This is a genomic window from Anabaena sp. UHCC 0451 (genome assembly GCF_034931405.1).
Lineage (GTDB): Bacteria > Cyanobacteriota > Cyanobacteriia > Cyanobacteriales > Nostocaceae > RDYJ01.
In genome coordinates, this window is the sequence record NZ_JAYGHA010000003.1 from 71,125 (window position 1) to 86,159 (window position 15,035).

Annotated in this window: 13 protein-coding genes; 5 read left to right on the top strand and 8 right to left on the bottom strand. The window is 37.9% G+C overall.

Annotation, left to right across the window (positions count from 1 at the left end; genetic code table 11):
* Positions 1-56 precede the first annotated feature (56 nt).
* On the bottom strand, positions 57-1,112 hold the full coding sequence (locus VB694_RS03195) for a J domain-containing protein (RefSeq protein WP_323358872.1): 1,056 nt from the start codon (positions 1,110-1,112) through the stop codon (positions 57-59).
* A 587-nt stretch (positions 1,113-1,699) separates the two neighbouring features.
* Between VB694_RS03195 and VB694_RS03200 the strand changes: the two genes are divergently transcribed.
* Positions 1,700-3,061 carry a cysteine desulfurase-like protein gene (locus tag VB694_RS03200; protein WP_323358873.1) on the top strand — a complete coding sequence of 454 codons (1,362 nt, stop codon included), beginning with the start codon at positions 1,700-1,702 and terminating at the stop codon, positions 3,059-3,061.
* Positions 3,062-3,168: 107 nt separating this feature from the next.
* On the opposite strand, the gene VB694_RS03205 is transcribed toward VB694_RS03200, so the two are convergent.
* The 6 genes from VB694_RS03205 to VB694_RS03230 form a co-directional block, all read right to left on the bottom strand.
* Entirely contained in the window at positions 3,169-3,957 is a 789-nt protein-coding gene (locus tag VB694_RS03205) for a choice-of-anchor E domain-containing protein (protein ID WP_323358874.1), read from the bottom strand.
* Positions 3,958-4,331: 374 nt separating this feature from the next.
* Positions 4,332-6,056 (bottom strand): DNA repair protein RecN, encoded by a 1,725-nt coding sequence (gene recN / locus VB694_RS03210; protein ID WP_323358875.1) that lies wholly within the window; start codon positions 6,054-6,056, stop codon positions 4,332-4,334.
* A gap of 181 nt (positions 6,057-6,237) precedes the next feature.
* Complete coding sequence (locus VB694_RS03215) at positions 6,238-6,672, bottom strand: DUF29 domain-containing protein (RefSeq protein WP_323358876.1); 435 nt, start codon at positions 6,670-6,672, stop codon at positions 6,238-6,240.
* 258 nt (positions 6,673-6,930) lie between these two features.
* Positions 6,931-8,007, bottom strand: coding sequence for a magnesium-protoporphyrin IX monomethyl ester (oxidative) cyclase (gene acsF, locus VB694_RS03220; protein ID WP_323358877.1), 1,077 nt, complete (start codon positions 8,005-8,007; stop codon positions 6,931-6,933).
* A gap of 298 nt (positions 8,008-8,305) precedes the next feature.
* The gene (locus tag VB694_RS03225; protein ID WP_323358878.1) at positions 8,306-9,277 is read right to left on the bottom strand and encodes a CHAD domain-containing protein; all 972 of its coding nucleotides are present in this window, start codon (positions 9,275-9,277) and stop codon (positions 8,306-8,308) included.
* Positions 9,278-9,367: 90 nt separating this feature from the next.
* The gene (locus VB694_RS03230; protein ID WP_323358879.1) at positions 9,368-9,772 is read right to left on the bottom strand and encodes an NIL domain-containing protein; all 405 of its coding nucleotides are present in this window, start codon (positions 9,770-9,772) and stop codon (positions 9,368-9,370) included.
* Positions 9,773-9,838: 66 nt separating this feature from the next.
* Here VB694_RS03230 and VB694_RS03235 point away from each other — a divergent pair, with 66 nt between their 5' ends.
* Entirely contained in the window at positions 9,839-10,426 is a 588-nt protein-coding gene (locus VB694_RS03235; protein ID WP_323358880.1) for a thioredoxin family protein, read from the top strand.
* Positions 10,427-10,509: 83 nt separating this feature from the next.
* On the opposite strand, the gene VB694_RS03240 is transcribed toward VB694_RS03235, so the two are convergent.
* Positions 10,510-10,743: a DUF6737 family protein gene (locus VB694_RS03240; RefSeq protein ID WP_323358881.1), complete on the bottom strand. Its 234-nt coding sequence runs from the start codon at positions 10,741-10,743 to the stop codon at positions 10,510-10,512.
* A gap of 167 nt (positions 10,744-10,910) precedes the next feature.
* Here VB694_RS03240 and VB694_RS03245 point away from each other — a divergent pair, with 167 nt between their 5' ends.
* From VB694_RS03245 to VB694_RS03255, 3 genes are all read left to right on the top strand, one after another.
* On the top strand, positions 10,911-12,032 hold the full coding sequence (locus VB694_RS03245) for a Gfo/Idh/MocA family oxidoreductase (RefSeq protein WP_323358882.1): 1,122 nt from the start codon (positions 10,911-10,913) through the stop codon (positions 12,030-12,032).
* Positions 12,033-12,273: 241 nt separating this feature from the next.
* Positions 12,274-13,311, top strand: a complete 1,038-nt coding sequence (gene glpX / locus VB694_RS03250) for a class II fructose-bisphosphatase (protein WP_323358883.1) — start codon at positions 12,274-12,276, stop codon at positions 13,309-13,311.
* Positions 13,312-13,499: 188 nt separating this feature from the next.
* On the top strand, positions 13,500-14,786 hold the full coding sequence (locus VB694_RS03255; protein ID WP_323358884.1) for a glutamyl-tRNA reductase: 1,287 nt from the start codon (positions 13,500-13,502) through the stop codon (positions 14,784-14,786).
* The last annotated feature ends 249 nt before the right edge of the window (positions 14,787-15,035 follow it).

Sequence of the window (15,035 nt, forward strand, 5' to 3'; positions counted from 1 at the left end):
TATGGGTTTTGTGTGTGTAGCCGCGACTTATAGTCGCCAAGGCTTCTATGATATATTTAAAAAATAATTACTCCTCCTAGTTCTTCCATCATTTCTTCTAGGAGTTCTTCCATCATTTCTTCTCTAGAAAAACGTAAACTTGGTGGACCTTCTAAAAATTCTTTGATGGTAATTTTCTTTTCTCTAAAGTTTTTGATAAAGTCACGAATATCAACGACAACTTCAATTTGAGATTCTAGTTGTTCTATCATCAACCCAATAGAATCAACTCCGTGTTTAGCGGCTTTACGAGAATCGGAAACCATTGTACCTTCGGGAGTATTTTTAGCTAGACGTAGTTCCTTTTTTAATTTTTCATATTGATTTTTAAGAATTTCATTTTGTTGTTCTAGACTTGTACATCTGCGAGTTAAATCATCTTCGCTGTTATTATCAATATTTTCACCTAACTGATGTTGACGTTCAATTTCTAATAGTCTTGCTAAATCTCCCTCTTGGTAGGCTTTATTAATTTCTTTCATGATTTCTGTATGGGACTTATGAGTTTCGCTGTCCTGTACTTTATCAGGGTGAAAGATTTCTGCTAACTTTAAAAATGTCTGTCTAACTTTTCTGGAATCTTCGGTTCTACTAGCAGAAGTTGATTGTGTTTCCTGCTGTGAATCCCAATATTGATGGCGGTTTTGATGATTATTATCTGTCTCTGGGTTTTCAAATAATTCATCTAGGTCTATATCGTCATCTTCTTCTTGTTCTCGAATAGATTTAGGGCTAATAATTCCGCCCATTTGCAAATTCATATAAAGTGATTCTATTTTTTGCTGAGTTTGTTTACTCAACTTTCTCGTAGTCAGAATTTCTTTAAATAGCGCATGGATTTCTTGATCTAATTCTGACATTTTTTGAAAGCAAGGACTAGCTTTTTGAAATACGTTTGTGGCTAAAGAACGCATTTGCTCCACAAAATTATTTAATTCTGTTCGCTTTTTTTTAATCTGCTTAAGTATTGATTGATGTTCTTTTTCAAGAGCCGCTAAATGTATATGCAGGTCAGAAAGTGCTAGTGTTGTGCTTGGGGATGCTGGTGATGCAGACTTGGATTTTCTAGGCATGAGAAAGATAAGTAAGTTTAAGGGTTTACAAGATAACTTAATTTAAATGTGAGTAATTACTATTATTTGGCTTATTGGATGAATTAGTTGTTCTCATTTTACTATTTTCTGGTGCATAATTATATTAAATAAATTTAATCTATCTGAGGATGTATTACGATTGAGTGATGGGATCATGATGGTGGGCAATATCCACCCTAGAAAGTCGGGATTTCTTTATAACCAGGACTTGCTCAAGTGTCACATTGGTAAGGTGCGTCAGATATCAACTATCTGTTTATTTGCAAAATTTATGCAGTCTGACGCACCCTACAACTAGAACACCGATTCATTAATCGTAAGGGCGGTAAGGGCGAAGCATTCGGACAGCATATCAATGGTTTCAGCTATAGGTTATCATCTTCATTAATCATAAGGGCGAAGCATTCGGACAGCATATCAATGGTTTCAGCTATAGGTTATCACCCGAATGCTTCGCCCCTACAAGGGAAAAACAGATTACCTAGCATTACTGAATCGACGCTCTAGAAAGTCGGGATTTTTGGATAATTTCCAGTTTCTTAACCGAATAGTGAGGAAATTTGTTTATGGAATCTCTAGATATCAAATGGATTCGTTCTCAATTTCCAGCATTAAGCCAAACAATTAACGGACAACCAGCTATTTTTTTTGATGGTCCTGGGGGAACTCAAGTACCGGGTGGTGTGTTGGATGCAATCAGTGATTATTTGGTCAGGTCTAATGCTAATGCTCATGGTTATTTTGCTACCAGTGCGCGAACTGATGCGGTAATTAATTCTGCACGGGCTGCGATCGCAGATTTTTTAGGATGTAATAATGATGAGGTGGTATTTGGTGGAAACATGACCACTCTCACCTTTGCTGTGAGTCGTGCTATCGGCCGAGAAATACAAGCAGGTGATGAAATTATTGTTACCAAACTTGACCATGCAGCGAATGTTTCTCCCTGGTATGCTTTAGAAGAAAAAGGTGCAATTATTCAAGTTGTAGATATTAATCTTGAAGACTGTACCCTCGATTTAAATGATTTAAAACAGAAGATTAATTCCCGCACCAAATTAGTAGCAGTGACTTATGCTTCTAATGCTGTGGGGACAATTAATGATATTGCCAAAATAGTCAAATTAGCTCATGCTGTTGGGGCTTTGGTTTTTGTTGATGCTGTTCATTATGCTCCCCATGCACCTATTAATGTCCATCATTTAGATTGTGATTTTCTCGTTTGTTCTGCTTACAAATTCTTTGCTCCCCATGTTGGTATTCTCTACGGAAAAAAAGAACATTTAACTCGTTTAACTCCCTATAAAGTCAGACCTGCATCTAATGAAGTTCCATCCAAATGGGAAACCGGAACTTTAAATCATGAAGGTTTAGCGGGGTTGGTAGCAACAATTAATTATTTAGCAAAGTTAGGTTGTCACGTTTCCCCAACTTTAGATAATGAATTACTTGATTCTTTAATAGAAGCAGATAGGGAAGGTTTAACTACTTTTCATTGTCCGCGTTTTTTAACTTCTCCAGAACAATCAAATTATGAGTTAGCATCTGCTTATCACAGTCGTCGTGCGGCTTTATTAGCAGCAATGTCAGCTATTCAACAATATGAAAGAGAATTAAGTAAAAAATTGATTTCTGGATTGTTAGCAATTCCAGGTTTAAGGGTTTATGGTATTACTGAACCTAGCCAATTTATCTGGAGAACTCCCACAGTTTCTATGACAATTGAGGGAAAAAAATCGGCAGATGTAGCGAAGTTTTTAGGAGAAAAAGGTATCTTTACCTGGAACGGTAATTTTTATGCAATTGAACTCACAGAAAAGTTAGGTCTAGAAACATCGGGAGGTTTATTAAGAATAGGATTAGCACACTACAATACTGGGGCAGAAATTAATCAATTTTTGCAACTTGTCTCTGAGGTTGTGTCTTGAACTAACGTTGTAATAAACAATGTAGAGACGTTCCATGGAACGTCTCTACAAGGATTGTAGAAAACGCTGATTTAAATGTTGTTGATGTCTATTGGCAAGGATACTACTTATGCCTGAGACTTTTTTACCGCCATGTTTTTTTTGAGTTTGTTGAAACCATAAAACACACCACCAAATACTAGCAAACTAGCATTTGTGGAAAATCCAAAGGGAACAGGTTCAGCAGGAGGATTGCTAGAAGGAGTACCAAAGTATTGTACTTGGATAGATGCTGATGCCAAAGTGGTAATGTTAGTTGCAACGTTACCACCCCCCCCATTAACAAGTGTGCCTATAGAAGTAAAAGGATCAAAAGAGTAAGAGCCTGCGCCTACAAATCCTGCAACATCTACGAGAGTATTAAAAGTTGCACTGGAAGCGCCGTTAACTGTGAAAGGTCCAAAATTAGCTGTTGCACCAGAAGCTAAACCCGAGTATGATTGAGGTCCAATTTGTGTAATATTCGAGTCATTCAAAGGAGAGAAAGTACCAGATGTATTTGGATTTAACAAGGCTAATAAAGCCGCAGGAGCGCCAGAAGCCGCATTCAAGTCATACTGTGAAGGTATCAGTGTAACAATAAAATTCTGAGGGTTTGCAGCGTTATTAGTAACAGTTCCTGAACTCGTCAGTGAAGCAGTTACAGTAAATACTACCTCTTCTAAAGTATCTGGTCCATTGTACTGATTGAATGTTAATACAGGATTGCCACTAAGTTCGGTCAGCTGATTAGTGAATGACTGTGTTTGGGTAGATAACAGACTTATAGCTTCAGCCTTCGGGGAAATTGCCAAAGAAGCTAAAGACGCAGTAGCCAAAATAGCAAGTGCTTTTGGCGGAGAAAAAGTGGAATTCATTTTGTACCTCATTAATGTTGTCATCCTGAATAATTTAATAGGGAACTTGATTAAGTGCGTAAATAGAAGAAATCAGGCGGTATAAAAATAACCGGATATCTCTGTGAAAATCTTACTGGTTTCAGTACAGTCTTATTACTTAAAAAACATCTTCAGAAAACCTGATTTTTCAGTAGTTCTGACGAAAGGATCTTTCAAGAAATACAACATGAACAGGTTTAGTGATTTTTTTGAGTGATTTTGCTAGGTTATCTCAGTGAGATTAACTAAGTATTAAATACTCCGGTGTGGTTTGTCAATCATCTACATATAAATTTTACAAATCCTGAATATTAGATTCATAGTAAGCAACTAAATATTATCAGGTTTACTGTTTATCCTTCCTGTTGACGATGATTTGTAGCCTGTCGCAATAATGACTCCGCAAATGCGATCGCTTCATTGCCTGATTTACCACCGGCTAACTGTGCTAATTCTTCACGTCTGGTACTTAAATTATCTAAGCTAGTAACTCTCACAACCGTACGCTGTTCTGTATTACCATTTTTATTAATGACTTGTTTATCTACGCGAAAATGTCGATCTGCCATTGCTGCAATTAACGGCTGATGAGTAACACATAATACTTGCTGACTTTGACTAAGTTGGTGTAATTTCTCAGCAATAGATTGAGCAACTCTTCCAGATACACCCACATCAATTTCATCAAATACCATTGTTTCCGCACCATCATGTTGATTAAAACAAGCTTTTAAAGCCAATAAAAATCGGCTCATTTCCCCACCAGAAGCAATTTCTGTTAAGGGTTGTATGGGTTCACCAGGGTTAGGGCTAAACATAAAAGTAATTTTATCTGCACCCATCGCTGTTGGCGAAGTTGGCGTAATTTCAACTTGAAATTTTACTTTTTCCATTGCTAAAGGTTTGAGTTCAGCCAATAAATGAGATTCTAAATTAGCCGCAGTTTGCAGACGCAATTGGGTTAATTTTTGACTAACTTCGTTGAGATATTCTAAACAAATTTTTTCTTCTTGTTCTAAAGTTTCAATTGATTGTTCATGGTTATTGAGTTCTGCTAATTCTATTTGGATGCGTTCATAATAGGCGATCGCTTCTGTGAGAGTCGGTCCATATTTGCGACAAATTTGTTTTAATTCCCGAATCCGTTCTTCTACTTCTTCTAACCGCTGTGGATCTGCTTCTAAACTTTCTCCATAAATGCTAATTTGTCGACCAACTTCCATTACTGCTGCTACTGCATCTCGCACCAATTCCAACATTGGTTGCATTCGAGAATCAAACTCGACAATATGATTTAATATACCTTCACTGTCTCCCAATAAATCAGCAGCAGTGGGAGTTTCATCTTCATTTTGGTACAAAGCTTGATAAACTTTATAACTCATTTGTTGCAAGTCAACAACATGATTGAGGCGTTGCATTTCTTGAGTTAATTGTTCCATTTCTTGCGGATCATCGAGATTTGCTGTACTCAATTCTTGAACTTGATAAGTTAATAAATCGAGTTGTTGTAAACGTTCTCTTTCTGAAGTGCGACGTTTTTCTAAAGTTTGGTGTGCAAAATTGTATGCACTAAAAGCAACCGCAACTTTTTGGCGTTGCTGCATTAAAGAATCACCACCGTATAAATCTAACCAATCTCTAATTTGGGCAGATTGTCCCACTTGTACAGTTTGCCCTTGGGCGGTAATTTCCACAAGGCGATCGCGCAAACTGCCCATAATTTGCCGATTTACCAACACCCCATTTACCCGTGACCTACTGCGGATATTACTGACAGTAACGGTAATTTCTCGACTAATAACTACAGCATTATCATCAATTAAATCTATTTCCTGTTCATTCAACCAAGCAGCTAGGAAAGGATTTATACTAAAAGTTCCCTCTACCAATGCGCGACTAGTCCCCGTGCGAATCACACGACTAGAAACTTTCCCACCTAAAACCGCATCAATCGCATCTAAAATAATCGACTTTCCCGCGCCGGTTTCCCCTGTTAAAACATTTAACCCAGCACCAAAATCCAACTCTAGTTGGTCAATAAGGGCAAAATTCTCAATTCTGAGGCACAGCAACATCAGGCTACAATCTCCGTGAGGGTAAATGCCGGATACTTTCCAATTTTATCTCTATTCAGCAGGTAATGTATAGGAAGTAACGGATTTTACTAAAGCTTATCAGAATCAGGATTTACAGGATTAAAGGATGAACAGGATTGAGACTTAAATCCTACCAATTTTGATACTGATAGAAAATAGTTTAGTTAGTAGTTAATAAGCTATCTATATCTTTTGGGAAAGGACAATCTTCAGGGAATTTAGTATCATATTCCTTGCTCATGTTTTTTACTGCATCTTGATAACATTCATCACTGACAGTTAAATAATAATTACGCAAGCTTGGGGAATCTCTAAAAATACGTTTTAGTTCCTGTTGGGTACGGCTAATAGTTACTTCCCAACCGCGATAACATTCTGGTAAGTTTACATAATGACGTTTAAGTAAATGTTCAAATAAAGTAGTTAACCGACGTTCTAATTCTCTTTTATCTCTCCCCCCCAAAGCTTCTATCTCCTCAATTAAATTTTCCCAGTCTACATAACTATAATCTTGAGATTTTAATTTGCTGACTGTGTTTTGAATCCACAGTGCAAAGTCTGTTTGATAAAGATGTTGAACTGATGATTTAGTCATAGCATTTATTGTCATAATCAAGGATTTTCAAAATGAAAACATGAACAGGATGGAATACCTAGCTGAGGTTTTTGAAATCTTCCTAAAATCAATTATAGCCTCATCCTGTAAATTCTAACGAATAATTGCATTTAATGGCACATTAATTTATGTAATAACAAAATCCCCGACATCTCAAAGAAGGCGGGGATCTGAAAATAAGAATTACGCGAGATTAAAAATTTTAAATAGGATAAACTACCAAAAATACAACCAAAATTAACACACATTCTGACGAGTTTTTTCTGCGTTGATGGGTTTAATTAGGTAAAGTTTCAACATATACCAAAAGATGTTTGTCATCAACGGGATTTTTTGGAAGAACTTCACAATTCCCAACTCTTTGCTGTTATTAAGTGCAATTAATTTTTGGTTATTGATTGCACACTGTTCCAAATACCAGAAAAAGTAAGGGTGTTCTGTATTTAAGATAGTGGGAAAAGCCCTCGCTGCGGTTTTGTTGGTTTCTGTAATTACCTGATTATTGTATTTACGGGGATGAATTCCTAAAATTTCATAGAAATTTGCCCGTTCAAACACAGTCATTGTGTGGGTAACAAACACAGTTAGTAAGAAGAAACGTACCCATAACCGCGCTTTCCAATTATTCCATAACTGGGGTTGAGAACGTAACAAAGCCTTGAAAAAATCCCCGTGTCTATTTTCATCCTGACACCAGCTTTCAAACTTTCTAAATAAAGGATAAAACTGGAATTCTGGATTTTTTTCGATATGGCGAAACACTAGAATATAACGCCAATACCCAATTTTTTCTGATAGGTAAACTGTGTAAATTACCCACTCAGCAGGAAAGAAAGTATAGGTACGATTTTTAGTTAAGTAACTTAAGTCCAGGGAAAGATTAAAATCCGCCATTGACTTATTCAAAAAACCTGCATGACGGGCTTCATCCCGCGCTAGATAATCAAATGCTTCTGATAGGAGAGGGTTACTATCTTTGATACGACGAGATAATTCTTTAAACAGTAAAAACCCAGAAAATTCTGAAGTACAAGAACGTTCTAAAAAGTCAATAAAAGCCAGCCGTTTTTCACCCTGAATGTGATCCCATCCTTGTTTAAATTCATCATCACGAACAAAATGATGGCGGTTATAATCAGCTTTGAGTTCATCAACTACAGCCCTGATTTCCGCTTCATGAGCAGAAATATCCATTTTGGCCACAGCATCAAAATCTGTGGTGTAAAATCGGGGTGTTAATAATGTTTCTTGAACTGGTGCTTTTACACCTGGTTTCAATAATTCAATTGGGGGAGTTTTCAAAGACTTAACCATAGTAATCCTGATTGATATTTACTCTCGTAAAAACTATATAAGCATAAAGATTGCTTAATAGTCATCAGTTAAATTATTGAAAATAAATTGTACAAAATAACCTGATATACTTTAGCAATTGCTGAAAATTTAGTGGCTATGTAATTTAAAACTGTCAACAATATCACCATAAGTAATTGCACTAAAATTATAGCAGTCGGTTATATCCAGATCCCCGACTTCTGAGATCAATTTATCATTTATGAACATAATCAAGGAAAGAAGTCGGGGATCTTATCGTCTTACCTGAATTCTTGCATTATGTACAGGGTTGCAGAACTGTTAAATATAATTTATGTCTAGTTTCAGCTTTTAAATATTGTGTTTGTATTGGCTGCCATTGCTGCCATAATTGATAACGATTAGCGGCTAATAAAGTTGTTAATCCACTAAGTTGATTGTTCATTTCTGACTTAAAGATATTCACTAGCCATTCATTTAAAACCATGCTATCTTGCAAATTACCCAAGGTTTCTTGAATATTTTTTACTTCTGAAATATGTGCTGTGAAGTCTTCACCATATAAATCCGTAAATAATTCCATTTGATAACGGATTCTTTTAGCTTGTTTTCGCAAATTATGAAGAGTTTCACCTTTAATTTTCAGATGTTGTTCTAATTGTTCCGGTGTCCAGTTATTTTGAACAACTACTTCTGAATTTACAACTTCAGTGCCAATCATCCACCCTGGATGCAATAAAAATTTGCTGAGTTCTGGTAAAAGTAAATCTGGTAAAACTGGCTGAATTGGTAAATATGCTAATGGTTGATAACTAGGTTGTTTTAGCCACTGCTGAAAGTTATTTTTAAAAGATGTATAATTTTCGCTTTTCAGTATTTTTTTAACTTCAGAAAATGCAACCTTACGTTGTTTAGCTAAAGTAGAAAAAGCTATTTGCAAAGATGCTTTTTCTGTCTGTAGTAAATGTGGTTGATAATTATTTTCTAGTATCTCTTTGAGGACATCTAAATCTCGGAGATTTCCTAGTATTCTGGCAATTTTACCAATATTTTTATTGCTGGCTGACTTGGGCAAATTTAAAAATAGCTCAAACCGACTAACGGCAGTACGTAAACGACGCATTCCCACACGCATTTGGTGTAGTGCTTCTGGATCTTCGTCTTTCTTGACTAATTTTTCTAATTTTATGGTTTTGCGGAAGTGTTGTTCAATTGCTTGGTATGCACAATCTCCTAGACTTGTGACTGTGGTTTTTGTAGTTAATTTCATAATTAATATCAATTCACTATCTAATCAAGTTTTTGTATGATAGCATTAGGAAAAAATTGACATCTATTATTTTATAAACTTATAAACTTTTTAAAGATTTGTAGAAATAGCTTGTACTGGACAGGTAGGAATACACTGTTCACAAACAATGCAACGCGATCGCGTAAAAGTTAGTTGATATGTATCTGGATTCAGAGAAAGGGCTTCAGTGGGACAAACTCCAGTACACAAACCACAGTCAACGCATATATCGTCATCAATCACAATTTCACCTAAGTTATGGGAAACACCAATATTTTGCGATCGCATCCACTCAATAGCTGCATCTAGCTGATCGATATCCCCTAATAATTCCACAACCAATTTACCAATTTGATTGGGGGCAACTTGAGCGCGGATAATATTGGCAGCTACATTAAAATCTTTTGCCAGTCTGTAGGTGACAGGCATTTGAATGGCACGTTTAGGAAAAGTCAGAGTGACTCGTTTTTTCATGGGTAAAAAACTGGGTTTTGGTACACTAGATCATGAAAGTGCTTAACAAGTTTTAATAAATAAATTATGAGTACAGATGCACCCATGAATACTACCAAGCCTGAATCTACTCTGGGCAGACGGGTAAGAAATTTTCTCATTGTCATTGTAGCGATCATATTGAGTGCGGCGCTATTTTTAGGACTAAGAACCCAGACAGCCTCAACTTCTCTCACCCAACTAGATAAAGCATCCACACCTTTGGAAGTAGCTGTCAGCAATAATAAGCCTAGTTTAGTAGAATTCTATGCTGATTGGTGTACAGTTTGCCAAAAAATGGCTCCAGAAATGGCTCAACTCAAACAGCAATACGCTGACAAGCTAAATTTTGTCATGCTGAATGTAGATAATAATAAATGGTTGCCAGAAATGCTGAAATATCGAGTAGATGGCATTCCTCATTTTATCTTTTTGGGTAATCAAGCGGAAGTTATAGCCGAAGCTATTGGTGATATACCCCTTTCTGTCATGTCCAGCAATTTAGAAGCCTTGGTGACAGGTTCTCCCCTTCCTTATGCTCAAGCTAGTGGCCAAACTTCCAAATTCTCAGCCCCAGTATCAGCCGATAATAGCCAAGATGATCCCCGTAGTCATGGTAGCCAAGTGGTAAATTAATCTCAGCATTCAGATCCCCGACTTCTGACCAAAAATCATGATTTATTGATCTGATGAAATAAAGAAGTCGGGGATCTTACCCCTTACTCATTACTTTTTTGCTCTAAAATACCGCTTTCAATCATCAATTTTGGCCAGATTAATAAAAAGAAACCCATCCAAACTAACAGAGGGATAGCAACAATAATTGTCAGCCAGATAAGTTTAAATATTAACCAGCTACCACTAATCAATATTAAACCTGTGAGCATTATTGACCAAGGTTGACACCACCAAGGTTTATAATGCCAAGGATTCATAGGTTTTTGTTCAGGCATAGTTTTTCCTTAGTTTTGGATGAATTTGTTTTGTAGTGAGTAATTGATCGCTCTCTTTCCAGGTTTGAAAGAGCTAAAGCCATGACTAAGAACTTTTATTTTATTAAAAATAATCAACTTTTAGTACAATGGTTACAGGTAAATTTAGCACAAATTAAAACTTAAATATGATTGGGGTTGCAATTGTCGGTACTGGATTTGGACAAAAAGTTCATATTCCCGCATTTCAAGCACATCACAAAACCGAGATAGTCGCTGTTTATCATAGAGATATTAACAAGGCTCAAGCTATTGCTAAAGCTCATAATATTCCCCATGCTAGTGATAATTTATCTGAGATTCTCACTTTACCACAAGTGCAAGCCGTCAGCATTTCCACACCGCCATTTTTACATTATGAAATGGGCAAGAAAGTATTAGAGGCTGGTAAACATCTGTTATTAGAAAAACCTACTGCTTTAAACGCAACTGAAGCCAAAGAACTATATCAATTAGCCCAACAGCAAGGTGTGATTGCAACGGTAGATTTTGAATTTCGCTTTGTTCCCGCATGGCAATATTTTGCTGAACTTTTGTCTTCAGAATATGTTGGTAATTTGCGCTTAATTAAAATTGACTGGTTAGGTGCTTCTCGCAGTGACACTTCCCGCCCTTGGAATTGGTATTCTAGCCAAGAAAAAGGTGGTGGTGCATTAGGTTCTTTGGGTTCTCATGCTTTTGATTATATTCATTGGTTATTTGGACCAGTTGATAGATTAAATGCCTATTTAAATACAGCTATTCCCACAAGAATTGATCCTGCAAATGGGGAATTAAAAGCAGTTAATACAGATGATAATTGTCTGTTATCTCTGGGATTAGTAAACGGTACACCATGCCAAGTTTCTATTAGTGCAGTTGTTCATGCAGCTAAACCTCATAAGATAGAAGTTTATGGAGATAAAGGTACATTAGTTTTAGAAAGTGATGATCAAAAAGATTATATTCATGGGTTTCGGGTTTGGAGTTCTCAACCTGGGCAACCTTTAGCAGAAATGGAAATTCCTTCACAATTACTATTTCCTCAACATTATGCTGATGGTCGGATTTGTGCATTTCTTCGGGTTGTAAATGAATGGGTAACAGGAATTGAAACTCAACAGGAAATTATCCCATCTTTGCTCCAAGGGGTTTATTCGCAATTATTAATGGATTTATCTCATCAATCTCATGAATCAGGAAACTGGGTAGATGTACCGAGTTTAGAATCTTTTCTGGCTCAGGACTTACGCAAAACAGAACGGAAGTAGGGGTAATTCATGAATTACTCCTACGCAAGAATCAGGTTTTGAGTTCAATCTTGCGTAAGTCCTATGGCTGAATGAATTAATGCAAAAGTATTAGTAAAATCTTTAGCTGCACCTTGGTCGCAAAACTTAACACAGGCTTTCTGCAAGACTTTTTTCCATAAGTATCCGTACTTTGGTAGACTTGAAGACTGAAATGGCCAGATAAAACGACGCTAAGATCAGCAATTGAGAGGGTAGTTCTGTGGAAAATACACTTGGGTTAGAGATTATTGAGGTAGTGGAGCAAGCAGCGATCGCCTCCTCAAAGTGGATGGGTAAAGGGGAAAAGAATACTGCTGATGAAGTAGCAGTAGAAGCTATGCGGGAACGGATGAACAAAATCCATATGCGTGGTCGCATCGTTATCGGCGAAGGCGAACGCGATGAAGCCCCTATGCTTTACATTGGTGAAGAAGTTGGTATTTGTACCCAACCAGATGCAAAAAATTTCTGTAACCCTGATGAATTAGTAGAAATTGACATTGCTGTTGACCCCTGCGAAGGTACTAACCTAGTTGCTTATGGTCAAAATGGCTCAATGGCAGTTTTGGCGATTTCTGAAAAAGGCGGTTTATTTGCTGCTCCTGACTTCTACATGAAGAAACTCGCAGCACCAGCAGCCGCTAGAGGTCATGTTGATATCAGCAAGTCAGCTACAGAAAACCTGAAAATCCTTTCTGAGTGCTTAAACCGTGCTATTGAAGAATTAGTAGTAGTGGTGATGGATCGTCCCCGTCACAAAGACCTTATTCAAGAAATTCGCACCGCTGGAGCAAGAGTCAGACTGATCAGTGATGGTGACGTTTCTGCCGCGATCTCTTGTGCTTTTGCTGGTACTAACATCCATGCGTTGATGGGTATCGGTGCTGCCCCAGAAGGTGTAATTTCTGCTGCGGCTATGCGTTGCTTGGGTGGACACTTCCAAGGACAATTGATTTACGATCCAGAAGTAGTTCAAACAGGTTTGATTGGTGAAAGCAGAGAAGGTAATCTTGCTCGTTTGGCAGAAATGAACATCACCGATCCAGATAAGATATACAATTCTGATGAATTAGCTTCTGGTAATACAGTGCTATTTGCAGCTTGTGGTATCACTCCCGGAACTCTGATGGAAGGTGTACGTTTCTTCCACGGTGGTGCTAGAACCCAAAGCTTGGTTATTTCCAGCCAATCTAAAACTGCTCGGTTTGTGGATACAGTTCACTTGTGGGATGAACCCAAGGTTATTCAACTGCGGTAATAACTCGTGATTGGGGAAAAGGTGATTGGGAAAAGGCAAGAGGTAAGAGGCAGGGAAGCAGGGGAGAATAATTTTCTATCTATTTATTCCCAATTCCCAATCCTCACCAGTCCCCAGTCCCCAGTCCCCAGTCCCCAGTCCCCATTACCTATTACCCATTACCCATTACCAATTACCAATTTTAAGAAATGAATATTGCAGTGGTGGGGTTAAGCCATAAAACAGCCCCTGTAGAAGTTAGAGAAAAATTAAGTATACCGGAACCCCAAACAGAAGGTGCGATCGCTCATCTCCTCAGCTATCCTCATATTGATGAAGTCGCTATCCTCAGTACCTGCAACCGTTTGGAAATTTACATTGTTAGCAGTGAAATTACTCAAGGTCTTCAGGAAGTTACTCAGTTTCTCGCAGAACATAGCAAATTACCTGTGATGTCTCTGCGACAACACCTATTTATGTTGATGCACAATGACGCAGTAATGCACATTATGCGGGTGTCCGCTGGGTTGGATAGTCTGGTACTCGGTGAGGGACAAATTCTGGCTCAGGTGAAAAATACTCACAAACTGGGACAGCAATTTAATGGTATAAAAACAATTTTAAATCGCTTATTTAAACAGGCGCTGACAGCAGGTAAGCGGGTTCGCACTGAAACTAATATTGGTACTGGTGCAGTCTCCATTAGTTCTGCGGCTGTGGAATTAGCGCAGATAAAAGTAGAAAATTTAGCCCCTTACCGTGTGGCTATTCTCGGTGCTGGGAAAATGTCCCGGTTACTTGTACAACACCTGATTTCTAAGGGTGCAACTCAAATTAGTATTGTTAATCGTTCCCGTGAACGTGCGGAAGAATTAGCTAAAAATTTCCCAGAACACCCTATTAAAATTCATCTGCTCCCGGAAATGATGTCTGTGGTAGCTCATAGTGATTTGGTGTTTACTAGCACTTCTGCAACTGAACCAATTCTAGACCGCACTAAGTTAGAAATGGTTTTAGATCCTAACCACTCGCTGATGTTATTTGATATTTCTGTACCCAGAAATGTGGATGCAGATGTAAATGATCTGACAAATGTCCAAGCCTTTAATGTGGATGATTTGAAGGCTGTTGTGGCACAAAATTACGAAAGTCGCCGCAAAATGGCACAGGAAGCGGAAAAACTTCTAGATGAAGAAGCTGATGCTTTTGATATATGGTGGCGGAGTTTAGAAACTGTCTCTACTATCAGTTCTCTGCGAAATAAAATTGAAAGCATCCGCGAACAAGAGCTAGAAAAGGCTTTATCTCGCTTGGGTTCGGAATTTGGCGAAAAACACCAAGAAGTAATTGAGGCTTTAACTAGAGGAATAGTTAATAAAATATTACATGACCCAATGGTACAATTACGGGCGCAGCAAGATGTGGAAGCCAGACGTAATTGTATGCAGACTCTGCAAATGTTATTTAACCTAGACGGAGAGAAACAATTTAGCTAAACCAGCAGGAGTCAGGAATCGTAGGGGCGAAGCATTCGGCGTAAGGGTGGAAGATTCGGCGTAAGGGTGGAAGATTCGGTGTAAGGGCGGAAGATTCGGTGTAAGGGCGGAAGATTCGGTGTAAGGGCGAAGCATTCGGTGTAAGGGCGAAGCATTCGGTGTAAGGGCGAAGCATTCGGAAGATAAACATGGGGAAAAACCGATAAATTATCGCCCGAATGCTTCGCCCCTACATGGGGAAAAACCGAT